We start from the raw sequence: 24,178 nt of genomic DNA, 5'->3' as shown, positions 1-24,178 counted from the left end.
TTCCTTGCGGGATAATCGCCGGCGATCTGCTAGCATTTGGCAGTGACTGCATGGTGTGCGTTGCACCGTGTTCAACGGTCAGGTATCCGATGAGGTGGATGTTGTTAGATGACGATATTTTCGATATAGAACTGAAATTGTTGCTTGAGGGAATCTTGTTGAGGTATCAGCACGATTTCCGCGATTATTCGGTGGCGTCGCTGCGCCGGCGCATGCGTCAGGCCATGGAGCGCTTCGGCTGCGCCAGCCTGTCGCAATTGCAGGACCGCATCTTGCACGAGCCGGCCATGTTCGCGCAGATGCTGCAGTTTTTCACGGTGCAAGTGAGCGAGATGTTCCGCGATCCCGCGTATTTCCGCGCCTTGCGCGAAAAAGTCGTGCCCATCCTGCACACCTATCCTTCCATCAAGATCTGGGTGGCCGGCTGCAGCAGCGGCGAAGAGGTGTGGTCGCTGGCCATCTTGCTGGAAGAGGAAGGCTTGCTTGAACGTAGCATGATTTACGCGACCGATATCAACGTGGAAGCGCTGGCCGCCGCCGAAGCGGGTATCTATCCGATCGAGCGCATCGCCCAGTTCAGCGAGAATTACCAGTTGGCGGGCGGCAAGCGCTCGCTGTCCGACTATTACACGGCTGCCTACAAGGGCGCCATCTTTGAGCGGCGCTTGCGGCGCCAGTTCGTCTTCGCCGACCACAGCCTGGCGACGGACAGCGTGTTTTCGGAGGTGCACATGGTTTCCTGCCGTAACGTCATGATTTATTTCAATAAAGACTTGCAAGACCGCAGCCTGGGCCTGTTCCACGAAGCGCTGGTGAACCGGGGCTTCCTGGGGCTGGGCATGAAGGAAAGCCTGCATTTCAGCCGCCATGCGGCCAGCTTCAACGAGCTGAGCCCGGCTGAACGCATCTTCCAGCGTGCCTGACATGTTGCCGACCTGCGACGTCGCGCCGCCGCCCGCCGGCCTGCGCCTGATCGCCATCGGTGCCTCCGCCGGCGGCGTGGAAGCGCTGGGCATCGTGCTGCGCGCCTTGCCCGCCACCTGCCGCGCGGCCGTGGTGGTGGTGCTGCACCTGGCGCCGGGCCGTTCGAGCCAGTTGCCGCAGCTGTATGCGGAACGTTGCCAGCTGCCCTTGCGCGAAGCGCAGGACAAGGAACCCTTGCAGGGCGGCACCGTGTATTTCGCGCCGCCCGATTACCATTTGCAAGTCGAACCCGATGGCAGCTTTTCCCTGTCGCAGGAAGCGCCCGTGTATTTTTCGCGCCCGTCCATCGATGTCTTGCTGGAAACAGCCGCGTACGCCTACCGGCGCGCCATGCTGGCCATCATCCTGACGGGCGCCTCGGCCGACGGCGCGGCGGGCCTGGCGCGCGTGCGGCAGCTGGGTGGTAGTGCCTGGGTGCAAGACCCGCAGTTGGCCAGTTGTGGCATCATGCCGGCCGCCGCGCTCAAGCGGGCCGGCGCCGACCGCGTGCTCGATTTGCCGCAGATGGCTGCCAGCCTGGCCTTGCTCGGCGATGGTGAACACAAGTGAATGGGAATGGTGTAGTGCGTGTAATATATGTGAGAATTGAAACAATGTTTATGTCCATATCGAAACACGATGGCATCTTGCCGTTGCGATGCCTGAAGATGATTCCGTGACCGCCCCTATCCATATCCTCGTCGTTGACGACATCGCGCAAAACCTGGTCGCCGCCGAAGCCGTGCTGGCGCGGCCCGGTATTGTCATCCTGAAGGCCGGCTCGGGCGCCGAGGCGCTGGAATTGCTGTTGACGCATGACGTGGCGCTGGCCCTGATCGACGTGCAAATGCCGCAGATGGATGGTTTCGAGCTGGCCGAGCTGATACGCGGCAGCGAACGCACGCGCAGCATTCCCTTGATTTTTCTCACGGCCGCGTCGCGCGAACCGAGCTACAGTTTCCGTGGCTACGAGGCGGGCGCCGTCGATTTCCTGTACAAGCCCATCGACGTGAAAGCCTTGCAAAGCAAGGTGGCCGTGCTGGTCCAGCTGTACCAGCAGAAACGCGAGTTGTCGGCCCAGCTCGACGAGCTCAAGCATGCGCTGCACCTGAATGAATTGTTCACGGCCGTGCTGGGCCACGACTTGCGCACGCCCCTGTCGGTCGTGATGAACGGCGCCATGCTGTTGCCGATGATGAGCGACCACCCGAAGGTGATCGTCACGGCGCAGCGCATCGAAAGCAGCGCCAAGCGCATGGCGCGCATGGTCGACCAGTTGCTGGACCTGGCGCGCATCCGTTCCGGCACGATGGAGTTGCGCAGCAGCACGCACGACTACCTGGCGCTGGCGCGCGCCATCGTCGAGGAATTCGAGACGGCCGGCCAGGCGCCCCTTGTTGAGCTCAGCAGTGTTGGCGAGCTGCACGGGCAATGCGACGCGGGCTTGCTGTCGCAAGTCATCTCGAATCTGTTATGCAACGCCCTCACGCATGGCGAGGCGGGCGCGCCGGTGCAGCTGGCCCTCGACGGACGCGACGCCGACAGCATTGAATTGCGCATCGCTAATCGCGGCGTCATTCCCGCCGCCTTGCTGCCGACCCTGTTCGAGCCGTTCCAGCAGGCAGGCGAAAAGCGCAGGACGGGGCAGGGCCTGGGGCTGGGCTTGTACACGGTGAACATGTTCGTCAAGGCCCATGGCGGCACGGTCGAGCTCAGTTCGACGGAGGCGCAGGGCACGCTGGCGACGGTGCGCATCCCGCGCCAGTGCCAGGTGCGCGTGCAAGCGGGATTGGCCACATGAGCGCGCCAGCCTGGCCGCGCGGCGGCGGCAATATGGGCGAGCTGGTGCGCCAGCGCGACTGGTCCGCCACCAGCCTGGGCGCCCTCGATGGCTGGCCCGCCAATTTGCGCACCAGCGTCGACATCGTCCTCAATTCGCCGATGGCGATGGTGCTGATGTGGGGCCCGCAGCATGTGATGATTTACAACGACGACTACATCCAGATCGCCGGGGCGCGCCATCCGGCGGCGCTGGGAGGCACGGTGCCGGCCGTCTGGCCCGAAATCTGGGACTGGAACGCGCGCATCCTCGACGCGGGATTGCGCGGCGAGACGCAGGTGCACCGCGAGTGCTGCCTGCCGCTGTTGCGCGGCGGACAGCACGCGGACGTCTGCTTCGACCTGTTTTACACACCCGTGCATGGCGCCGGCGGCCAGGTCGATGGCGTGCTGTGCACGGCGCTGGAATTGACGGCGCGCATGGAGGAGGGGCGCCAGCTGAAGCTGGCCACGGCCGAACTGGGCGAGCTCAACACCACCTTGCAAGCCGAGAGCGAGGCCGTGCGCGCGGCCAACCGCCGCCTGGGCGAGGAGCGCGCGCTGCTGCGCGCCCTGTTCCAGCAGGCGCCCAGCTTCATGGCCATGTTGCGCGGGCCGCAACACGTGTTCGAATTGGCGAATGAACATTATCTGCGCCTGGTGGGACGCCCCGAACTTGAGCTGCTGGGCAAGACAGTCGAAGTGGCCTTGCCCGAAGTCAAGGCGCAAGGTTTCATCGCGCTGCTCGACCAGGTCTATCGCACGGGCGAACCTTACGAAGGGCGCCAGGTCAAAGTGGATTTGCAGACGGCGGACGGGCAGACGGGCCAGCGCCACATCGATTTCGTCTACCAGCCCATCAAGGATGACGAGGGCGTGGTCACGGGCATCCTCGTCGAAGGCATCGACGTCACCGAGCGCATGGAAGGCGAGGAGCGGTTGCGCCTGGCCCAGCAGGCGGGCGGCATCGGCACCTTCGAATGGTTCCCCGAGACGGGCGCGATGCTGGTGTCGCCTACCTTCCGCCGCCTGTGGGGCATTGCCGACGAGACGGAAGTGACGGAACGGCTGCTGGTGAGCCTGGTCGATGCGCGCGACCAGCAAAAAGTCGGACCGAGCAAGCTGGATCTGGCGCCCAATCCCCTCGAATACGTGGAATACCGCATCCGCCGTCCCGCCGATGGCGCGCTGCGCTGGATCGCGCGCCAGGGCGAGGTGGTGGCCGGCCGCGTGCCAGGCCAACGCCGCTACGTGGGCGTGTCGTTCGACGTGACGGAGCGGCGTCAGATCGAGGATGAACTCAACGCCAGCCAGGAGCGCATGGCCGCCATTTTCGGCCAGGCTTCCGTGGGCTTGTCCGAGCTGGGCCTCGATGGTCGTTTCCAGCGTGTCAACGGCGCCCTGTGCCGCATGCTGGGCCGTTCCGCCGAAGAACTGCTGAGCCTGAACATGAACGACATCATGCATCCGGCGGACGTGCCTGGCAACGGCGTGCTGTTCCAGCGCCTGGTGGAAACGGGCGAGTCGTTCTCGCTGGAAAAGCGCTACCTGAAGCCCGATGGCTCGCAAGTGTGGGTGTCGAGCAATGTCAGTCGCCTGGTCGATGAGCAGGGTCATACGCGTTCCTTGATCGCCGTTAAGACGGACATCACGGACCGGCGCCGCGTGGAAAAGGCGCTGCATGAATTGAACGAAACGCTGGAACACCGGGTCGAACAGGAAGTGAACGAGCGCACCAAGGCCGAAGACGCCTTGCGCCAGGCGCAAAAGATGGAAGCCGTGGGCCAGTTGACGGGCGGCATCGCACACGACTTTAATAATGTGCTGCAAATCATTTCCGGTAATTTGCATTTGCTGCAGCACCTGGCGGGCACGGATGGCCTCATGCGCCAGCGCCTGGACACGGCGATTGCCGCCGTCGAGCGGGGTGCCAAGCTGTCGTCGCACCTGCTGGCGTTTGCGCGGCGCCAGCCCTTGCAACCGGTGGTGGCCGACCTGACGCGCGTGGTGCGCAACATGGATGCGCTGTTGCGGCGCGCCCTGGGCGAAGCGATCGACATCGTGCTGGTGGGCGGCGGCGGACTGTGGAATACCCTGGTCGACCGCAGCCAGATCGAGAACGTCATCCTCAACCTGGCCATCAATGCGCGCGACGCCATGGATGGCGTGGGCAAGCTGACCATCGAACTGGGCAACGTCGTGCTCGACGAACAGTATGTGCACAACCTGGTCGACGTGCCGGCGGGCCAGTACGTGATGCTGTCGGTGACCGATACGGGCCGCGGCATGAGCGGGCCCGTGCTGCAGCGTGCCTTCGAACCGTTCTTCACCACCAAGCCGGAAGGCACGGGCACGGGCCTGGGCCTGTCGATGGCGTACGGCTTCGTCACGCAAAGCCGCGGCCATATCCGCATCTACAGTGAACCTGGCGTGGGCACGGGAGTCAAAATCTATTTGCCCCGATCCCTGATGGCCGAAGCGGACGAGGAACTGGAATTGAGCGGCGTCGTCACGGGCGGCACGGAAACGGTGCTGGTGGTGGAAGACGACGTGGGCGTGCGCACCACCGTGGTCGACATGCTGGGCGCGCTCGGTTACAAGGTGCTCAAGGCCGAGGATGGCGAAAGCGCGCTGGCCGTGCTGCACAGCGGTGCGCAGATCGACGTGCTGTTTACGGACGTGATCATGCCCGGTCCCGTCAGCAGCACGGAGATGGCGCGCCAGGCGCGCGAGTTGCAGCCCGATATCGCCGTCTTGTTTACCTCGGGCTACGCGCAGGATGTCATCGTGCACGAAGGCCGGCTCGATGCGGGGGTGGAATTGCTCAGCAAGCCATACCGGCGCGAAGAGCTGGCGCGCAAGCTGCGCCATGTGCTGGCCAACCGCCAGCAGCAAATGCGCGCGCGCCAGTTCGAACGGTCCGGCGCACCCGTGGCCGGCACGCTGGCAAGCGGCAGCACGGCGGCCGGCGTGCTGGGAGGCGGCACGCCGGGGCTGGACTTGACGGGCCATGCCTTGGTGCCGCAGGGGGACATGCCGACTTCGATGAAGATACTCGTGGTGGAAGACAATCTCGATTCCCAGCTGATGGTGTGCGAGCTGGTGGGCATGCTGGGCCACACGGTCAGCGGCGTGTCCGATGGCGAAGCGGCGTGGGAGTTGCTCAACGAGCAAGACTTCGATATCCTGTTTACGGATGTCAGCCTACCCGGCATGTCCGGCATCGCGCTGGCACGCATGGTGCTGCGCGATAAACCGGACATGCGCATCATCTTTTCCACCGGCTATGGCAAGGAATCGATGGATGAGCTGGGCTTTTCCGCCAGCGTCTTGCGCAAGCCCTATGATTTGATGGAGTTGCAAGCGGCACTCGACCAACCCTGACGGGCATGCGCCGGCACGGCCAGCCTGTCCCACCCTGCAGAGGTAAGGCATGACTCCTGAACTGACGATGCTGGCCTGTACCCTCGTGCTGGCGCTGGTGCAAATCCTGTTGCCCGCGCTGTTTCGCACGCGCGAGACGGGCACGGCGTATAACGTGAGCGCGCGCGACGGCGAAGGCCCGCCCGTGGGCAAGATCACGGGCCGCTTGCAGCGGGCCCAGGCGAACCTGTTCGAAACCCTGCCCCTGTTCGCCGCCGCCGTGCTGATCGCCCACGTGACGGCGCAGGAAAGCGCGCTGACCCTGTATGGCGCCGCCCTGTACCTGGCCGCGCGCGTGCTGTACTTGCCCCTGTATGCGTTTGGCGTGCCCGTCGTGCGCACGCTCGTGTGGTGCGTGTCGATTGCCGGCTTGCTGATGCTGTTCTGGGCCATCCTCTTCGCTTCCTGAATTCCCCGCCGCTGGCGTCCCGCGGCCGCGTGTCGGAGGCGATGCGCGGCAAGTTCCGATGCCGCCGTTCTCCAGCCACCCCGGCGGCTGGCCGCGTGCGCTGCCTCGCTAACTGCTGAGTATCTGGTACTTTTGGTGGAAAACTGAAAGTAACTGCGCCACCACGGGCGGGACTCATCCTACATGCGCTCTTGGCATCCTCCTATTTCTTGCACCCCATGCGCGCACTAAGATGACGGTTCCCTTGCCATGCGAGGGGAAAGAATTGCATGGTTTGCACTGTTTCTGATTCCATCGATCAAGGAGATCATCATGGCCACATCGAGCGACAATAAACAGCAAGGTAGTAAAACCAGTAGCAGCAGTAGCGGCGGCAGCAAGCAAAGCGATACCAGCAAACGGGGTTTCGCTTCCATGGACCCCGCCCAGCAGCGCGAAATCGCCAGCGAAGGCGGACGTGCCGCGCATGAAAAGGGTACGGCGCATGAATTCACGTCGGAAGAGGCACGCCGCGCAGGCAGCCAAAGCCACAAGAACGATGCCAGCCGGCAAAGCGCCTCCAGCTCCAGCTCCAGCGGCACGCGCGACAATGCCAGTATGAACCAGGAGGGCAACCGCGACAGTGGCAACAAGCAAAGCGGCGGTTCGGGGTCGGGTTCGGGTTCCGCGGGTTCGCGCAACAAGTAGCAGCAAGTGGTAATGAGCGGTAGCGGTGACCATGGTCAGCGGCAGGCACGCCGCTGGTCATGGCCGCATCTGTCCGGTCGCCGCAAAATTTTGATGCAATGCAGCAGGCATGGACTATGATGAAATAGCTGCGCTGGCAAGGTGCAATCGCCTGGCAATCGCCGCGCAGTCAACTTGCATTGATGATCAGGGAGAAGATAATGGGCAACGCGAATACGCCGCAACCGGGCAATAGCCAGGGCGGCACGCCATCCACGGCGGGCAGCAAGCAAAGCACGGCCGACTCGGCCGAAAACTTTGTACTGGTCGATAGCGAGCAAGGCCTCGATATCGGCGACGATCTGTTTTCCATCGGCGAAGTGCGGCGCGCCGACCGCTTGCCGCATCACCAGTCCGGCTCCGCCGGGCAAAGCCGGCAGAGCGCCGACGATGCGCCCGACACCACGGGCAGTACGGGCGTCTGAGCTTCCCTTCCTGACTGTCTGACAATTTCCGTAGGGTCAGCCGCCGGGCGTGTTCGCGCACGGCGGCTGGCCGTTTCCCCTTGCGCGCGGACAATGTCGCCTGCTTGCCGGTGCGGGTCAGACTGGCGACCCGGCTACAGGTCGACCCGTCCGTGTTCGCCCAGATCCTTTGGCGGTTCGCCCGTGATGGCGGCCTTGGCCATTTCATAGAATTGCATCATCTTGCTGGCGCTGCTATCCCAGTATTCGGCTGACTGTATTGTTACCTTGATCAGCGACAGCTTCGGATCGTCGAGTCCGCCTGGGAACCAGGCTTTTAGCAGCGGGTTCCACAATTCTTCCGCCTTGGCGCGGTCCTTCAGCAACTGCGCGTGACCGCAGACGGATACATACAGGCTGTCGCCCGTATCGACAAAGCTGACGTTGACTTGTGGATTGTTCAGCAAGTCGCGCGTGTAGGCGGCTTCGTCCGAGACAAAGAACCAGATGTGCCCTTCGCTGTCGACCTGCTGCTGCGTCAGTGGCCGGCTGGTGAGAGTGCGCATGTCATCGCTGGTGGTCAGCATGCCGAATTTGACGTCCTTGATCCTGGCCGCGATGCTGGCCAGTTGTTCGCTGGAATATGCTTGCATGGGTGCTCCCTTGATGGTTGTCCTGAACAACAGCATAGGCGGGCGCGGCAGGCGGCTCTGTACGGCAGCTTACGTAGTGGCGACTGCCTGCCTCGCGCCATGTTTCAAAGCTGTTACAAAACGCTGGCCCGACGGGGCGCCCATGTATTGACTTAATAAATGATAATCATTATCATTTGTTTGAAAATGAGGCATGAACTTTGATTGAAGGATGGGAATGAAGCACACTGACTTGTCGCGCCACCTGGCCCGCTCCTTGCCGGGAGCGCTCGATGGGTAATGCGGGCGCAGCAGACAAGGCCAAGAACAACGCCAGCCGCGCCGTCTGGCTGAAGAACTTGCATCAATGGCACTGGATCAGCTCAGCGCTTTGCCTGCTGGGCATGTTTCTGTTCGCCATTACCGGCATCACCTTGAACCACGCCGGCCAGATCGAAGCCAAGCCGGCGGTCACGCGCCAGAAGGCGGCGTTGCCGGCACCCCTCGTCACGCAGCTGGCCGCGTATGCCGCCAAGCACGATGGCGCCAATGCGCCCATGCCGGCCGACGCCGAAGCCTGGCTCAAGCAGCAGTGGTCGCTCAATGCGGGCGGCCGTCCCGCCGAATGGTCGATCGACGAAGTCTACCTGCCGCTGCCCAGGGCGGGTGGCGACGCCTGGGTGCGCATCGGCCTGGAAGACGGGGCCGCCGAATACGAATTGACGGACCGGGGCTGGGTCTCCTGGCTCAACGATGTCCACAAGGGCCGCAACACGGGCGTGGCGTGGAGTTGGTTCATCGACATCTTTGCCGGCGCCTGCATCGTGTTTTGCCTGACGGGCTTATTGATTTTGAAGTTCCACGCGGCCAACCGGCCATTTACCTGGCCGATGGTTGGCCTCGGTATCTTGATACCCTGCGCGATCGCCTTGCTGTTTATTCACTGATCGTTTTTACTCTTACTTTTTTACAGGCACACCATGAAATTACGCTACACCCTGGCGCTTGGCCTTCCCCTGATCGGTACGTCGGCGATGGCGGCCGACCTGTCCCTCAAACTTGAACTCCCGCAATTGAACGTGGCGGAATACCACCGTCCCTACGTGGCGGCATGGCTGGAAACGGCGGACCAGAAGGTGGTTGGCAACCTGGCCGTGCTGTATGACGTGAAAAAGAAAGACAAGGTCGGCGAGAAGTGGCTGAAGGACATGCGCCAATGGTGGCGCAAGAGCGGCCGCGACCTGGCCATGCCCGTGGACGGCGTCAGCGGCGCCACGCGTGCGCCGGGCGAACATACCTTGACCTTCCCAGGCGCCAAGGCCTTGCTCGACAAGTTGCCGGCCGGCGAATACCAGGTGGTGGTGGAAGCGGCGCGCGAAGCGGGCGGACGCGAACTGGTGCGCGTGCCGTTCCAGTGGCCGCTGAAATCGGCCCAGTCCGTGCCAGCCAAAGGCAAGGAAGAACTCGGTAATGTCGTCGTCCAACTCAAACCATAAGGCGCACCCCATGTTCAAGCAATTCAACAAACCCCTGATCGCCCTGGCCCTGGCTGGCCTGGCCATGAACGCCCACGCCCACCGCGGCTGGATGGTGCCATCGAGCACAATGGTGGAAAGCAAGGACGCCTGGGTGACGGTGGATGCCGCCGTCTCCGACGGCCTGTTCGAGATCGACCACCAGCCGCTGCGCCTGGACGCGCTGCAAGTCATCGGCCCGGACGGCGCCAAGGTCGCGCCAGCAAATACGCTGACGGGCCGTTTGCGCAGCGTCTTCGACGTGAAAATGGAAAAGCCGGGCACGTACAAGGCGGCCATCGTGTCGCAAAACGTGATGGGCAGCTACACCGTGAACGGCGAGCAGAAGCGTTTCCGCGGCAACGAGGAAACCTTCAAGAAAGACGTGCCGGCCGACGCCAAAGACGTAAAAATCACGCGCACGGCAGCGCGCCTGGAAACTTTCTTCAGCAATGGCGAAACCAGCACGGAAGTATTCAAACCGACGGGCGTGGGCCTGGAATTCGTGCCGGTGACGCACCCGAACGACTTGCGCGCGGGCGAGAAAGCCACCTGGCGTTTCTTGATCGACGGTAAGCCGGCGGCGAACCAGGCGTTCAGCCTGGTGCCAGGCGGCGTGCGCTATCGTGGCGTGCTGGGGGAAATCCGCCAGAGCACGGATGCCAAGGGCGAGATCACGTTCACCGTGCCGGCCGCCGGCATGTATTATCTGAGCAGCACCTGGCCAGCGGCCGCCCCAGCCGTGGCCGGCCAGCCGCCCGTGATGCCGGAGCGCCGCGCCACCTACGCGGCTTCCGTGGAAGTGCTGCCGCAGTAAGCGGCGGCATCTTCGCGAGCGAGAGCGCCGATGCGCCGGGTCCTGCTGCCGCAGCATATTTCCGATCAGGTCGCGCCGCCCGGCGCCGCGATCCGGGACTTGCGCGGCCTGTCGATGGGCACCAGCTGGTCGGTGCGCTTGCTGGAACCCTCCATGCCGGGACGCGCGGGCAGCGCCGACCTGCAGCAGGGCTTGCAGCAGCAGCTGGATCTTGTTGTAGCGCAAATGAGCCACTGGGACGAGGACTCGGACCTGGGCCGTTTCAACCGGGCAGAACCCGGCAGCTGGCACAGCCTGCCCGCCGCCTTTTGCGAGGTGCTGGGCTTTGCCATGCACGTGTCGCAGGCGTCCGGCGGCGCGTATGACCCATGCGCCGGTACCCTCGTCAACCTGTGGGGCTTCGGCCCCCGCAAGCGCTACGACGAGCCCGGCTTCCTGCCGCCGAAAGACGATACCGTGGCGCTGCTGCTGGCGCAGCGCCAGCGCCGCCGCCTGGAACTGGACTTGCCGGCCCGCCGCGCGCGCCAGCCGGGCGGCTTGCAGCTGGATTTGTCCGCCGTGGCCAAGGGCTATGGCGTGGACCGCCTGGCCCGCTACCTGGACAGCCAGGGCATCCACCATTATCTGGTCGAAGTGGGCGGCGAGCTGCGCGGCGCCGGCAGCAAGCCCGACGGCCAGCCGTGGTGGGTGATGCTGGAACAGGTCGATGGCGCCGCCGATAATGCGCAGCATCCGCCGGAAATGCTGCTGGCGCTGCACGGCTTGTCCGTGGCGACCTCGGGCGATTACCGGCGTTTCTTCGAGGATGGCACGGTGCGTTTCTCGCACACCATCGACCCGCGCAGCGGCATGCCGATCGCCAATCAACTCGCCTCCGTCACCGTCGTGCACGCCGAATGCATGGCGGCCGATGCCTGGTCGACGGCCTTGGCGGTGCTGGGCCCGGAAGCCGGCATGGCGCTGGCTGAAGAGCAGGGCCTGGCCGCGCGCTTCCTGCAGCGCGACGGCGATGGCTACCATGAAACGCTGAGCAGCCACATGCTGGCCATGCTCGACGAATGAACGATTGATTCCATGATTTTTACGCACGATACGACGCGGCTGGCCTTGCTGGCCGCCCTGTCCCTCAGTTATGCGGGCGTATGCCTGGCGCCCTGGCTGCGCGCGCGCGCCAGGCGCCGCGCGTCCGACGCCGCGAAGGCGGCGCTGGCCAACAGTCCCGCCTGGCTGGTGGCGTATGCGAGCCAGACGGGCAATGCCGAGGAACTGGCCACGCAAACGGCGCAGAGCCTGCAACTGGCCGGCATTCCCGTGCGCCTGTGCGCGCTGGCCGACCTCACGGCCATTGATCTGCAACAAGCGGAACGGGCCTTGTTTTTGGTCAGCACCTATGGCGAAGGCGATGCGCCCGACAATGCGGCCGCCTTCATGGGCCGTTTGATGACGGGCGAACTGGCGCTGCCGCAATTGCACTACGCCGTGCTGGCCCTGGGCGACCGCAGCTATGGCCAGTTCTGCGGCTTCGGCCGCGCGCTCGATGCCTGGCTGGCGGAGCAGGGCGCCTCGCGCCTGTTCGAGCGCATCGAAGTCGACCGCAGCGCCAGCGCCACCATCGAGCAATGGTTCCAGCACCTGAGCCACCTGGCCGGCACCAGCGACGCACCTGACTGGAGCGCGCCCGCATTCGGCGACTGGCGCCTGACGCGTCGGCAGTTGCTCAATCCCGGCAGCGCCGGCGGCCCCATCTATCACGTGGAACTGGCGCCCGTGGCGGGCAGCCTGCCTGACTGGCAGTCGGGCGATCTGGTGCAGGTGGCCGCGCCGCTTGATCCTGCGCAACCGCGCGAATATTCGATCGCCTCGATTCCGCACGACGGCGGCGTGCACTTGCTGGTGCGCCAGCATGCGCATCCCGACGGCAGCCTGGGCCTGGCCTCGGGCTGGCTCACGGCGCAGGCCGCTGTCGGCGACGTGGTGCAACTGCGCTTGCGCCAGCACCGGCGTTTCCGCCTGGAAGACAATGCCCAGCGGCCCCTGATTTTAATTGGCAACGGCAGCGGCATCGCCGGCTTGCGCGGCCATTTGAAAAGCCGCGTGCTGGCAGGGCAGCGGCGCAATTGGCTGATCTTTGGCGAACGCAACCTTGACCACGATTTCCATTATCGCGAGGAAATTGAGCACTGGCATGCCAGCGGTGACTTGCCGCGCCTGGACCTGGCGTTTTCGCGCGACCAGGCGGAGCGGACCTACGTGCAGGACCGCTTGCGCGGCAATGCCGATGAAATCAAATTGTGGCTGCAGCAGGGCGCGGCCATCTACATTTGCGGCAGCCTGGCCGGTATGGCGGGCGGCGTCGACCAGGCCCTGCAGGAGATGCTGGGACGGCCCGCGCTCGACGCGCTGGCAGCGGAAGGGCGCTACCGGCGCGACGTCTACTGAGTTGTTGACGCCGCCAGCGCGTTCGCGCACACACGGCTATCATGATTGTTTTATCCGCCGAGGAGATACATCATGAGCGACAGTATTTACGACATTCCCTTGCGCCGCATCAATGGCGAACCCACCAGCCTGGATGCCTATCGCGGCAAGGTCGTGCTGGTGGTCAATGTCGCCTCCGCCTGCGGCTTGACGCCGCAGTACGAAGGACTGGAAAAGCTCTACGCCGACAAGCAGGCCGAGGGCCTGGTGGTGGCCGGTTTTCCCGCGAATGAATTCGGCGCGCAGGAGCCGGGCAGCAATGCCGAGATCGCCGATTTCTGCCGCGGGACCTTTGGCGTGCAATTTCCCATGTTTGAAAAGATCGTCGTCAAGGGGCCGGGCCAGCATCCGCTGTACCAGCGCCTGGTGCAGGAGCAGCCGCGGGCGCAGGAAAAACCGGGCAGCGATTTCCGCGCCAAGCTGGCCGGCTACGGCATCACGCAGGAGCAGCCCAGCGACGTGCTGTGGAATTTCGAGAAGTTTTTGATCAGCAAGGACGGCAAGGTGGTGGGGCGTTTTGCGCCCGACACCACGGTCGATGATGCGCTCTTGCGCGAAGCGATCGCGCGCGAGTTGCAGGCCTAGGTTTAGGCCTGGTTTAGTCGGCGGCGTCCAGCGCGGCCGGCTCCATCTCGCCACTGACTTCCTGCAAGCCCCGTGCCAGGCTGGAGATGCTGGGGTTGTCGATGAAGACGCAGCGCTTGCCCGTGCGCTTGCAATAATCCTTCACGCGCCAGTAGGCGCTGTGGCTGATGCAGCCCGTCTGGCAAATCACCAGGTCGGCCGCCGCCAGGCTCGAATCGAGCAGGTTGGCATTGTCTTCCAGGCCGCCGTCGTGGTGGGCGAATTGCGCGCCGACCCGCTCGATCAGGGCGCGGTAGGTGGCGACATTGCCGCTGCGTCCGCCTACGCACAGGACGCTTTGATCGACGAGGCGGATCGGCATTTTCAGCTTGCCGCCCGTCGGCACTTCCAGCTTCGGCGCCGGTGGCGGCACGGCCGCGGTCGGACGTGGCTGGGCTTGCTTCAAATCCGCGATTTGCTGGCGCAAGTCCTTTTCGCGCTCATCCATTTGCGCCAGGCGCTCGACCAGGCGCGTGCGCGATTCCAGCGCCGGAATGGCCGCCTGCAATTGCGCCAGTTCCGCGCGCAAGCCGTCGATCACGCTATCCTTGCCGATCGCCTCGGCACGCGTGCGCAGCAGCACGGCTTCCTGGCGTTCCAGTTCGCCCGTTTTTTCCATCAGTGCGGCCTGGCTGCGCTGTTGCAGCTTGGCCAGTTCGTGCGTCAGGCGCGCATTTTCTTCCTGCAAGGCCGTAAACTTGCCCATGTCGGCGCGCACGCAGGCGCCGGCCTGGTGCTGGATCATGTGCAAGTCTCTGCACATCTGCTCTTCCAGCTCGGCATCGCAGCGCGGGTGCGTCAGGCCGGCCCAGAAAGCGCCCGACACGTCGCCGTTGGCGACGGCCGTGCGCCACAGTTCGGCCACTTGCTCCGTCGTCTTGGCGCCGCGAAAGCGCAGGATCACGGGGGCGTAGCGGCGTTCGAGTTCCTTTTGCAGCGCTTCGGACAGGCGGTTGCGCGCGCCGCATTCCGTCACGGCGCCCACGTGCACTTCGTAATCGTCGGCCAGCACGCGCCCGCCCGTCATCTTGCCCACCAGCTTGCGCAGGTATCCCAGGGGCAAGCCCACGCCGACCAGCGGGCAATGACAGGTATGCGACAGTTCCCACAGCCGGCGGCGGCGGGAAGCGAGCGCGGCCGGTTCGGCCCCGCCGCTGGAACAATTGCTGATGACGGGCAGGGACTGGTCTTTGTCACACATGGCGATATCCTGTTGGGCGATGGGGGATGGAAAAGAAATTATTGCGCCAGGGGCGAGGCGGGGCGCTTGGCGCTCAGCATGCGTGCCAGGCGCTCAAGCCAGCTGGTCCTGGGTGGCGCGGGCCGGTGCAGCGCCACCAGGGCAGCCCATTGCTGCGACAGTTGCTGGCAGGTCGCTTGCAGCACGGGGCCCAGGCCGGGCGAGTTTGACAGCACTTGCAGATGGCGTTCGATGACACCCGCCAGTTTCTCGCAGGGACTGCCCGCATGGTAGTGCGACATCAGGTGCAGCACGGCCGACAGCAGCAGTTCAGGCTGTTGGCCTTGCGGAGGAGGAAACATCGGGGAAGGTCGGTCGTTCGCCATCAAACACTCCTGTGCGGTGGTTTGGCTGGCTGCGCGCACGGGGCGCGACTGGCTGGCGAGTGTGGTGACTGGCTGCCGTGCTGCTTCAGGCAGTCAGGATCAGCTTGTTCAATTGGGTGACGCGCAGGCGATAGATCTTGCCGCTGTGCTCAATCTCCACTTCGCGGCCCTGCTGCAGCAGCGCTTCGCTGGTGATGCGGCGCGCCGGCTGGGCCATGCTGACGGGAGGACGGACGTGGGCGGTAGCGGCATCCTGGATCAAGGCTGGTTTTGAGCTTTGCATGTTGGGCTTTCTTTGTCTCAGTTGAGAATGATTCGTATTTGCATTATTGTTGAATGTGGCCCGAAAAGCAAGGCTTATTTGTGCGGAATCCGCGCTTTTTTACGGTGGGACGGCAGCGTGGGAGAGAGTGCTGCGCAAAGGCGGCCGCTGGCGCGGCGCGGAAGGGGGCGGCAGCAAAAAAGACCCGGCAAGGCAGTGCGCCTTGGCCGGGTCAAGCCTGTGCCAAGCTTGAGGAAATCGGGATGAAGCTAGATGGTGGCCAGCAATTGCGCCGAGGCGCTGGCGGCCGCGGTGGTATCGGCCTTGAGCTTGGCGGCGGCCAGCTGCTTGGCGCGCGAGCGCGACGGCGGCAGGCGGCGCAGGGTTTTCAGGGCGTCCGGATCTTTGATGCCGATGGTGCGCTGGTCAACCGTGATCAGGCCGATTTCATTGAAGGCGGACAAGGTACGGCTGACCGTTTCCAGCGTCAGGCCCAGGTAGCTGCCGATTTCGTGGCGCGTCATGCGCAGGTTGAACAGCTTGCTCGAGTAGCCCATCTGCGCAAAGCGGTCGGCCAGCGAGACTAGGAAGCGCGCCACGCGGGCTTCGGCGCTGAGGGCGCCCAGCATGCCGATCATGGCTTGCTCGCGCACCAGTTCGCGGCTCATCACGCCGTACATGACATTTTCCAGTTCCAGGTGGACACGGCCCAGCGCCGTGAGTTTCTTGAACGGCAGCAGGATCAGGTCGCAGTCGGACAGGGCCACAGCTTCCGAGGAATAGTGGCGCGAGTGGATGCCGTCGACGCCCAGCATGTCGCCCTTCATGGGAAAGCTGAGCACCTGCTCATTGCCGAACTCATCGATGAGCACGGTTTTCAGGAAGCCCGAATTGACGATGTACAGGGTGTCGAACGGCTGGCCGATCGTGTGCACGCGCTGGCCCGTCTTGAATTGCACGTGCTGGAACAGCAGTTCGTCGGCGGCGATGGTGCAGGCGCTGGAGATATGCAGCAGGTCGCACACCTCCTTCAGGTTCGACCAGAGCCGGCCCTGGCGCTGGCGTCCCGCTTCCATCGGAGCGGAGGGGGCCAGCGATGGTGAGGCGGCGCGGGTGTCGGGCATTTGCGTGGACAGCATGTTCATCTCCTGGTGACAGGTAGTTCAGAGTTGAATGACGGGGTGCACGGGACGGCGGGCAGGCGTGGGCCGGCGGCGCGCGTTCGGGCAGGTAATGCTCAATTCGCTGAAGACTTGCTGTGTGATGAAATAACTTTCCAGCAACTTGATTACTGGTTTCAGTATGCCAACAAGCGTATGCAATTAATATCAGCAGTGGCTGAATATGGCAGTAGGAGCTGTGGTAGATGAAGTAGGATTGTTCCTACAGTCGACGCGCGGGCGCGCGCCGCCGTATTCAGGTCTTGAAGGGGGAGAGCAGGCGGTGCGCCACGGCATACTGGACCATTTCTGACAGGGAACTCATGCCCATCTTTTGCATGATGCGCGTCTTGTGCGTACTCACCGTCTTGACGCTCAGATGCAGGTTGTTGGCAATTTCCGTGATCGACTTGCCTGCCACCAGCAGGGAAAAGACTTCGAATTCGCGGTCCGACAGCTGTTTATGCAGCAAGCTTTCATTCGGCATCATGATGTTGAGCACGAGCTGCTCCGCCACCTCGGCGCTGATGTAGGGACGTCCCGACGCCACCTTGTGGATGGCGCCCACGAGCTGGGTGCCCGCGCTTTCCTTGGTCAGATAGCCTTGCGCGCCGGCGCGGATGGCGCGCACCGCATATTGCTCTTCCTCGTGCATGGTGAGGATCAGGATGGACAGCTTGGGCGCCTCGCTGCGGATTTGCCGGATCAGGTCGACGCCGCTGCGGCCCGGCATCGACAGGTCGAGCAGCAACAGGTCGAAGCCGCCCTGGCGCACATGGTTGAGTACTTCAAAACCGTCGATGGCTTCACCCACGATGTCGATATCCGGCGCGCCGTCAAGGATGCGCTTCAATCCTTCACGCATGATGGTGTGGTCGTCGGCAATCACAATACGTATCATAGGCGGGCAATCTGGTGGCGTGTAATCTGCTCTGTCCGTCACCGGACAATCAAATGTTGAGAAACGAGAAACGTTGTCATTTTAACCGAAGCTGCCGCACTGTGCCTTTTCTTGCGATGTGCCGGTGCGACGGCCCCCGTGGCCATGTGACCCCTTATTTTGTCGGGGGTTCCTTGATCAGCCTGTGCACCAGCACGGGCAATTTCGAGTGCGACAGCACCTTGTTGGTGACGCTGCCCAGCAGCAACTGACCCCAGCCGCTGCGGCCATGCGAACCCATGAAAATCAGGTCGCATTGCTGCAATTGCGCCACTTCCACGATTTTCAGGGCGGGGCTGTCGGAAAAGGCCGTTAATCCCGTCGCTTGCAAGCCCCGCTTGGCAGCCGCGTCGAGCACGGGTTGCCAGTGGTCGGCGCCCGCCTTGCGCATGGCGACGCGGTATTCCTCTTCGCTGGGATAGCTCGGCGGAATGATTTCGATGTACACCGGGTACTGGTACTCGGGCGCCACGTACACGGCAAGGATGTCGGCGTGCATTTGTTCGGCAAAGGCAACGCCGGCACAGGCCGTCAAGTTGGAGACGGTGGAGCCGTCCGTGGCGATCAGAATTTTCTTATACATGGCAGGTCCTTTGGCAGTGACTCAGCGCGCGCAACGCCTCTCATTGTAGACGTGGCGGCAGCATTGTATTCATGTAAAGACTTGATAATTATCAATACTACTGCACCTTCAGTATAGACAACATTGGCAGAAAGATCGTGTTTAGCTGCGGCAGGGTCTGCCTGGCGCCGTTGCGCAGGCGCTTGAGAGCAGGATTTCTTGTGTCGCGCGTGGTCTTGCACGCACGCCAATGGTAGTATTTCAAAATACAACAGCAGGAACACTTATTTCCTGGCGGAAAAGCTCTTGCGGACCCGCTTTGCACCAGGAAGCGCGTTTTGAGATTTACCAACAGGGCGGCGCCCTGCTACACTCGCACCATCGCAGCGGTATTGCCTCAAATCATCTTAATCGAGAAATTGTGGGTATCAGTCTGTAAAACGCACAGTTCAGGCGGAATTTTGACAAATTATGGAGAAGCAGGGATATGACCAACGCCGCTGATGATTTCGATGCATTATTCGATGAAGTATCCGCGCAAAGCGCGGCCGCAGCCACGCCGGCGCCTGCCGCCGCGCCCGCTCCCGCCGTGATCGCGGATGACGATTTTGATGCGCTGTTCGACTCCGTGTCGGCCAGCGCCGCCGTACCGGCAGCCGCAGCGGCGCCGGTGGCTGCCGCGCCAGCCGCAGCGGAAGCGGCCCCCGTGGCCGGCGCCGACGCGCCTGGCGAAACAGCCGACCCGGTCGACCAGTCCGACAAGCCGATGTTCGAGCGCCTGGGCGGCATCGTGCGCCTGCTGCACGATTCGCTGCGCGAACTGGGCTACGACAAGGCGTTGACGGAAGCGTCGTCGCAGATCGTCGACGCCCAGGACCGCCTGGAATATGTCGCCACCCTGACGGAACAGGCCGCCAACAAGGTCTTGAACACGCTCGACGAAGGCATGCCGGCGCAGGACGTGCTGTCGAAGAAAGCCAAGGACATGGACGGCCGCTGGACGGCGCTGTTCGACGGCAAGCTGAGCCTGGAAGAATTCAAGGCCCTGGCCGGCGATTCGCGCCAGTTCGCGCAAGCCGTTGCCGAAGCGACGGAAGCGGAAAAAGCCCGCTTGCTGGAAATCATGATGGCCCAGGACTTCCAGGACATCACGGGCCAGCTGATCAAAAAAGTGGTCAACATCACCAAGACGGTGGAAAACGAGCTGGCTCAGCTGCTGCGCGACAACGCGCCGGCCGAGGTGCGCGAAAAACTGGCGCAAAAGCCGGTGCCGCTGATGCAGGGCCCGTCCGTGCCGTCGGTGGCGCTGGACCAGGATAATGTAGACGACCTTCTTGCGGATTTGGGATTCTAATGGACGATATGCTCAAGGATTTCGTCGTTGAGGCGATGGATCTTGCGGTTAATGTTGAAGAGCACTTATTGCGCCTCGAGCGTGATCCTGACAACAAGGAAACACTGAATGCCGTGTTTCGTTCCTTCCACACCATCAAGGGTGGCGCCGGTTTCATGGGCCTGCCTGCGCTGGTGGCGGCCTGCCACCTGACGGAAAATCTGTTCGACGCCTTGCGAACGGGCGCCGCGCCCGTGACGCCGATCGCCATCGAGGCGGCGCTGCAAGCGTCCGGTTTCGTGGCCGACCAGCTGACGGAGCTGGCAAATGGCGCCGCGCCGGAAAGCTTGCCGGCCATGCCGGAAGAGCTGGAACACATCCTGACGAACGCCATCGAAGGCAAGGGCATGGACGCGCCTGCGCCTGCCGCCGCCGTGGTGGCGGAAGCGGCCGCGCCTGTTGCCGAGGTCGCTGAAGTGCTTGCGGCCGCGCCTGCCGCTGTCGCGGCCACTGCCAGCGCCGATGGCCTGGACTGGGAAGGCATGTATAACGCCGTCGTGCCCGAGTCCAGCCGCGTCGCTGCCGCACCGGTGTCCGCCGTCGCCGCTGCGCCTGCCGTCGTGGCCGCCGCGCCTGCCGCTGTTGCCGCCGCCAAACCGGCCGCCAAGGCCTGGGATGGCGCCGAACGCCGCGAAGAGCGTCCGGAAGTGCGCCATGCTGCGCCCGTCAAGGAAGACAGCATCCGCGTCGACGCCGTCAAGCTCGACGCCTTGCTGGAAGTGGCCGGCGAATCCGTGCAGGCCGCCAACCAGGCTGCCGTGCTGCTCGAGCGCTTGCTGCAATTCAAATTCGAAGGCCAGGCCGCTACCTTGATGGCGACCCTGGCGGAAACCCTGGAACGCGCTTCGCGTTACTCGACGGAACTGCAGCGGGCCACCCTGGCCACGCGCATGCAGCCCGTCGGCCGCCTGTTCCAGAAATTCCCGCGCCTGGTGCGCGAACTGGCCAAGGATCTGGGCAAGGATGTCGAACTGACCATCGAAGGCGCGGAGACGGAAGTCGACCGCGTGGTGGTCGACAGCCTGTACGATCCGCTCGTGCACATGCTGCGCAACTCGCTCGACCATGGCGTCGAATCGCCGGAAGCGCGCCTGGCTGCCGGCAAGCCCGCCAAATCGTATATTTCACTGAAGGCATGGCAGGAAGCCAACAGTGTCATGATCGTGCTGCAGGATGACGGCAAGGGCATGGACCCGGCCTTCCTGCGCAGCAAGGCCCAGCAAAAGGGCTTGATCAGCGAAAACGCGCAGTTGAGCAACGACGAATGCTTCCAGCTGGTGTTCCTGCCGGGCTTCTCGACCAAGGAAGTCGCGTCCAGCGTCTCCGGGCGCGGCGTCGGCATGGACGTGGTGAAAACGGCCGTGGAGAAAAACCGCGGCGCCATCCACATCGAATCGGCGCTGGGCAAGGGCACCAAATTTGCCATCCGCCTGCCGATCGAACTGTCGATCGTGCCGACCATGCTCGTGTCGACCTCGGGCGCCGCGCTGGCGCTGCCGATGGCCGTGGTGCAGCGCGTCGTCGAATTGCCGGAAACCTTCATGGAAGTGGGCGGCGCGCCCGTGCTGAAAGACCAGGGCCGTCCATTGCCCGTGCGGTCGCTGGCCGGTTCGCTGGGCTACGAATCGTGCAGCGAGCGCGTCGGCATTGTTGTCGCTGCGCCACAGCCGTACATTCTCGCCGTGGAAGCCGTCGATGGCACGGCCGACCTCGTGATCAAGCCGATGACGGCCATCACCGTGGAAGGCATCACGGGCACGGCCCGCTCGGCCGAGGGCGAGCTGGTGCTAGTCGTGGGCCTATCTTTCCTGATGGATGGTTGCAGGGGAAGTGTGCGCATGGCTGCCTAACAACACAGGCCAGTTCACATCCAGCCCGCTGCAGACCTCTGCAGCGGGCTTTTTTTTCGGCTTTTTTCGATTTTTATTCGCCCCGCCGGCATTTTGGCGGATTTTCGTATCAGCAATTTTTTCGCCATATCCGCAAAGCGCGCCAAATTTTGTATCGCCCATCCCACGCTGGGGCGGCTTTTGGTTCTGCATTGCACAATATATGGCATAATCATTGCCGATCCCTCCGATCAGTAGACAGATCACTTAAACACAGGCTGTGGCAACGCTGCATAAATCATGATGAAGACGCTTTACGACAAACTTTGGGAATCCCACGTTGTTCGGGCCGAAGATGATGGCACGACAATTCTGTACATCGACCGGCACCTGCTGCACGAAGTCACCAGCCCGCAAGCCTTCGATGGCCTCAGCGTGGCGGGCCGCCAGCCGTGGCGCATTTCCGCCAACCTGGCCGTGGCCGACCATAACGTGCCCACCACCAGCCGGGTCGACGGCATTGCCGACCCGGTCTCGCGCCTGCAGGTGGAAACCCTGGACAAGAACGCCCGGCACTATGGCTTGACCTACTTCAACATGAACGACAAGCGTCAGGGTATCGTGCATGTGATCGGCCCCGAGCAGGGCGCGACCCTGCCCGGCATGACGGTCGTCTGCGGCGATTCGCACACGTCCACGCACGGCGCGTTCGGCGCGCTGGCGCACGGCATCGGCACGTCCGAAGTGGAACATGTGCTGGCCACGCAAACCTTGCTGCAAAAGAAATCCAAATCCATGCTGGTGCAGGTCGACGGCGCCTTGCCTGCCGGCGTGACGGCGAAAGATATCGTGCTGGCCATCATCGGCAAGATCGGCACGGCCGGCGGCACGGGCTACTGCATCGAGTTCGGCGGCTCGGCCATCCGCGCCCTGTCGATGGAAGGCCGCATGACGGTGTGCAACATGGCCATCGAGGCGGGCGCGCGCGCCGGCATTATCGGCGTGGACGACACCACCATCAATTACGTCAAGGGCCGCCCGTTTTCGCCGGCCGGTCCCCACTGGGAACGCGCCGTGGCCTATTGGCGCACCCTGCATTCGGACCCGGGCGCCCGCTTCGACCTCGTCGTCACCCTGAACGCGCAAGACATCGTGCCGCAAGTGACCTGGGGCACGTCGCCCGAGATGGTGATCGGCGTCAATGGCCGCGTGCCGGACCCCGATTTGGAAAAAGACAGCGTCAAGCGCGATGCGATGGAAAAGGCGCTCGTCTACATGGCCTTGAAACCGAACACGGCCATCGAAGACATCCGCATCGACAAGGTCTTCATCGGTTCCTGCACCAATTCGCGCATCGAGGATTTGCGCGCGGCAGCGGCCGTGGTGCGCGGCAAGTACCGCGCCTCGAACGTCTCGCTGGCGCTGGTGGTGCCCGGTTCCGGCCTGGTCAAGGATCAGGCCGAGCGCGAGGGACTCGACCGCATCTTCAAGGATGCCGGTTTCGAGTGGCGCGAGCCGGGCTGCTCCATGTGTCTGGCCATGAATGCGGACCGCCTGGAGCCGGGCGAACGTTGCGCGTCTACGTCGAACCGCAACTTCGAAGGCCGGCAAGGGCAGGGCGGGCGTACCCACCTGGTGTCGCCCGCGATGGCGGCCGCGGCAGGTATCGCCGGCCACTTTGTCGACGTGCGGGGCTTGCGATGAATTAGGGGAACTGCGTGGTAACGCAGCCAAATTCCGGGGTCAGACCCGCCGGGTCTGACCCCAGCTTTCAGCTGCTGGTTTACACTAGCGCCATTCATTTCCCTGAAACAAACGAGATCATCATGAAAAAACTCTTCGCCCTCCTCATCGCCACCGTCATCCTGTCTGGCTGCAACACCGTTTCCGGCATCGGCCGCGATGTGCAGAAAGTCGGCCAGGTTGTCACTGGCGCCGGCGGAAAATAAACCGCGACGTGCCGGCGCCCTGCGCCGCGCGTCTTACCGAGTAGAAACAGCATGGATAAATTTACGATTTACGAAGGCCTGGTCGCCCCGCTGGACCGTGCCAACGTCGACACCGACGCGATTATCCCGAAGCAATTCCTGAAATCGATCCACCGCAGCGGCTTCGGCCCCAACCTGTTCGACGAATGGCGCTACCTCGACCATGGCGAACCGGGCCAGGACAATAGCCGCCGCCCGCTGAACCCGGAGTTCGTGCTCAACGAGCCGCGCTACCAGGGTGCCTCGATCTTGCTCACGCGCAAGAATTTCGGCTGCGGTTCCTCGCGCGAACACGCGCCGTGGGCCCTCGATCAATATGGTTTCCGCGCCATTATCGCGCCCTCGTTCGCCGACATTTTCTTCAATAATTGCTACAAGAACGGCTTGCTGCCCATCGTGCTGTCGGAAAGCCAGGTCGAGCACCTGTTCAATGAAGTCAAGGCTTTCCCCGGCTTCAAGCTGGTGGTGGACCTGGAGCAGCAATGCGTGCGCACCAGCAATGGTTCCGTGTCCTACCCGTTCGAGATCGACGCCTTCCGCAAATATTGCCTGATGAATGGGCTCGACGATATCGGCCTGACCCTGCGCCACGCGGACGATATCCGCGCCTTCGAAGAGCGTCATTTGAACAATCAGCCTTGGCTCGCCAACGTCATCTAATCGATAAAAT

General features: G+C 63.3%; 25 protein-coding genes. 18 read left to right on the top strand and 7 right to left on the bottom strand.

Going from position 1 to position 24,178, the window contains the following annotated elements:
* The first annotated feature begins 89 nt into the window (after positions 1-89).
* The 7 genes from OX460_RS10225 to OX460_RS10195 all read left to right on the top strand — a co-directional run bounded on the left by OX460_RS10225 (position 90) and on the right by OX460_RS10195 (position 7,764).
* Positions 90-923, top strand: a complete 834-nt coding sequence (locus OX460_RS10225; protein ID WP_034783398.1) for a CheR family methyltransferase — start codon at positions 90-92, stop codon at positions 921-923.
* 1 nt (position 924) lies between these two features.
* The gene (locus OX460_RS10220; RefSeq protein WP_099666975.1) at positions 925-1,533 is read left to right on the top strand and encodes a chemotaxis protein CheB; all 609 of its coding nucleotides are present in this window, start codon (positions 925-927) and stop codon (positions 1,531-1,533) included.
* 106 nt (positions 1,534-1,639) lie between these two features.
* The gene (locus OX460_RS10215) at positions 1,640-2,764 is read left to right on the top strand and encodes a hybrid sensor histidine kinase/response regulator (RefSeq protein WP_289898575.1); all 1,125 of its coding nucleotides are present in this window, start codon (positions 1,640-1,642) and stop codon (positions 2,762-2,764) included.
* Positions 2,761-6,165: a PAS domain S-box protein gene (locus tag OX460_RS10210; protein ID WP_289898574.1), complete on the top strand. Its 3,405-nt coding sequence runs from the start codon at positions 2,761-2,763 to the stop codon at positions 6,163-6,165. Before OX460_RS10215 ends, OX460_RS10210 begins: the two co-directional genes overlap by 4 nt.
* Positions 6,166-6,214: 49 nt before the next feature.
* Positions 6,215-6,613 (top strand): MAPEG family protein, encoded by a 399-nt coding sequence (locus OX460_RS10205; protein WP_099666977.1) that lies wholly within the window; start codon positions 6,215-6,217, stop codon positions 6,611-6,613.
* A 312-nt stretch (positions 6,614-6,925) separates the two neighbouring features.
* Complete coding sequence (locus tag OX460_RS10200) at positions 6,926-7,300, top strand: KGG domain-containing protein (RefSeq protein ID WP_289898573.1); 375 nt, start codon at positions 6,926-6,928, stop codon at positions 7,298-7,300.
* Between the two features lie 200 nt (positions 7,301-7,500).
* On the top strand, positions 7,501-7,764 hold the full coding sequence (locus tag OX460_RS10195; protein ID WP_077407571.1) for a hypothetical protein: 264 nt from the start codon (positions 7,501-7,503) through the stop codon (positions 7,762-7,764).
* A 134-nt stretch (positions 7,765-7,898) separates the two neighbouring features.
* On the opposite strand, the gene OX460_RS10190 is transcribed toward OX460_RS10195, so the two are convergent.
* On the bottom strand, positions 7,899-8,396 hold the full coding sequence (locus tag OX460_RS10190; RefSeq protein WP_099666979.1) for a pyridoxamine 5'-phosphate oxidase family protein: 498 nt from the start codon (positions 8,394-8,396) through the stop codon (positions 7,899-7,901).
* 272 nt (positions 8,397-8,668) lie between these two features.
* On the opposite strand from OX460_RS10190, the gene OX460_RS10185 reads away from it, so the two are divergent.
* The 6 genes from OX460_RS10185 to OX460_RS10160 all read left to right on the top strand — a co-directional run bounded on the left by OX460_RS10185 (position 8,669) and on the right by OX460_RS10160 (position 13,769).
* Positions 8,669-9,322: a PepSY-associated TM helix domain-containing protein gene (locus tag OX460_RS10185; RefSeq protein WP_251350418.1), complete on the top strand. Its 654-nt coding sequence runs from the start codon at positions 8,669-8,671 to the stop codon at positions 9,320-9,322.
* Positions 9,323-9,355: 33 nt separating this feature from the next.
* Positions 9,356-9,871, top strand: coding sequence for a DUF2271 domain-containing protein (locus tag OX460_RS10180; protein ID WP_077407565.1), 516 nt, complete (start codon positions 9,356-9,358; stop codon positions 9,869-9,871).
* Positions 9,872-9,881: 10 nt separating this feature from the next.
* Complete coding sequence (locus OX460_RS10175; protein ID WP_099666981.1) at positions 9,882-10,706, top strand: DUF4198 domain-containing protein; 825 nt, start codon at positions 9,882-9,884, stop codon at positions 10,704-10,706.
* A gap of 30 nt (positions 10,707-10,736) precedes the next feature.
* The gene (locus OX460_RS10170) at positions 10,737-11,768 is read left to right on the top strand and encodes an FAD:protein FMN transferase (protein WP_289898572.1); all 1,032 of its coding nucleotides are present in this window, start codon (positions 10,737-10,739) and stop codon (positions 11,766-11,768) included.
* Positions 11,769-11,780: 12 nt separating this feature from the next.
* Positions 11,781-13,145: a sulfite reductase subunit alpha gene (locus OX460_RS10165; protein WP_289898571.1), complete on the top strand. Its 1,365-nt coding sequence runs from the start codon at positions 11,781-11,783 to the stop codon at positions 13,143-13,145.
* Positions 13,146-13,217: 72 nt separating this feature from the next.
* Positions 13,218-13,769 (top strand): glutathione peroxidase, encoded by a 552-nt coding sequence (locus OX460_RS10160; RefSeq protein ID WP_099666984.1) that lies wholly within the window; start codon positions 13,218-13,220, stop codon positions 13,767-13,769.
* A 13-nt stretch (positions 13,770-13,782) separates the two neighbouring features.
* Here OX460_RS10160 and OX460_RS10155 read toward each other — a convergent pair whose 3' ends face one another.
* The 6 genes from OX460_RS10155 to OX460_RS10130 form a co-directional block, all read right to left on the bottom strand.
* Positions 13,783-15,009 carry a DUF2325 domain-containing protein gene (locus tag OX460_RS10155; protein WP_289898570.1) on the bottom strand — a complete coding sequence of 409 codons (1,227 nt, stop codon included), beginning with the start codon at positions 15,007-15,009 and terminating at the stop codon, positions 13,783-13,785.
* A 38-nt stretch (positions 15,010-15,047) separates the two neighbouring features.
* Entirely contained in the window at positions 15,048-15,374 is a 327-nt protein-coding gene (locus OX460_RS10150; protein ID WP_289898569.1) for a hypothetical protein, read from the bottom strand.
* An 85-nt stretch (positions 15,375-15,459) separates the two neighbouring features.
* The gene (locus tag OX460_RS10145) at positions 15,460-15,657 is read right to left on the bottom strand and encodes a hemin uptake protein HemP (RefSeq protein ID WP_034750559.1); all 198 of its coding nucleotides are present in this window, start codon (positions 15,655-15,657) and stop codon (positions 15,460-15,462) included.
* Positions 15,658-15,905: 248 nt separating this feature from the next.
* Positions 15,906-16,712, bottom strand: coding sequence for a helix-turn-helix domain-containing protein (locus OX460_RS10140; RefSeq protein WP_035821063.1), 807 nt, complete (start codon positions 16,710-16,712; stop codon positions 15,906-15,908).
* Between the two features lie 340 nt (positions 16,713-17,052).
* Positions 17,053-17,697, bottom strand: a complete 645-nt coding sequence (locus tag OX460_RS10135) for a response regulator transcription factor (protein ID WP_034783426.1) — start codon at positions 17,695-17,697, stop codon at positions 17,053-17,055.
* A gap of 154 nt (positions 17,698-17,851) precedes the next feature.
* Positions 17,852-18,319, bottom strand: coding sequence for a universal stress protein (locus OX460_RS10130; protein WP_099666987.1), 468 nt, complete (start codon positions 18,317-18,319; stop codon positions 17,852-17,854).
* 466 nt (positions 18,320-18,785) lie between these two features.
* On the opposite strand from OX460_RS10130, the gene OX460_RS10125 reads away from it, so the two are divergent.
* The 5 genes from OX460_RS10125 (at position 18,786) to leuD (ending at position 24,168) form a co-directional block, all read left to right on the top strand.
* Complete coding sequence (locus tag OX460_RS10125; RefSeq protein WP_289898568.1) at positions 18,786-19,652, top strand: protein phosphatase CheZ; 867 nt, start codon at positions 18,786-18,788, stop codon at positions 19,650-19,652.
* Entirely contained in the window at positions 19,652-21,541 is a 1,890-nt protein-coding gene (locus OX460_RS10120; protein WP_289898567.1) for a chemotaxis protein CheA, read from the top strand. The genes OX460_RS10125 and OX460_RS10120 overlap by 1 nt, the downstream gene beginning before the upstream one ends.
* Before the next feature lie 279 nt (positions 21,542-21,820).
* Complete coding sequence (gene leuC, locus OX460_RS10115; RefSeq protein ID WP_289898566.1) at positions 21,821-23,224, top strand: 3-isopropylmalate dehydratase large subunit; 1,404 nt, start codon at positions 21,821-21,823, stop codon at positions 23,222-23,224.
* Between the two features lie 122 nt (positions 23,225-23,346).
* Entirely contained in the window at positions 23,347-23,469 is a 123-nt protein-coding gene (locus OX460_RS10110; RefSeq protein ID WP_010400408.1) for an entericidin A/B family lipoprotein, read from the top strand.
* 51 nt (positions 23,470-23,520) lie between these two features.
* Complete coding sequence (gene leuD, locus OX460_RS10105) at positions 23,521-24,168, top strand: 3-isopropylmalate dehydratase small subunit (RefSeq protein ID WP_251350427.1); 648 nt, start codon at positions 23,521-23,523, stop codon at positions 24,166-24,168.
* The last annotated feature ends 10 nt before the right edge of the window (positions 24,169-24,178 follow it).

It is taken from the genome of Janthinobacterium sp. SUN033 (genome assembly GCF_030397595.1).
In the GTDB taxonomy this organism is placed as follows: domain Bacteria; phylum Pseudomonadota; class Gammaproteobacteria; order Burkholderiales; family Burkholderiaceae_D; genus Janthinobacterium; species Janthinobacterium kumbetense.
This window is presented reverse-complemented; position numbering and strand designations above follow the sequence as displayed.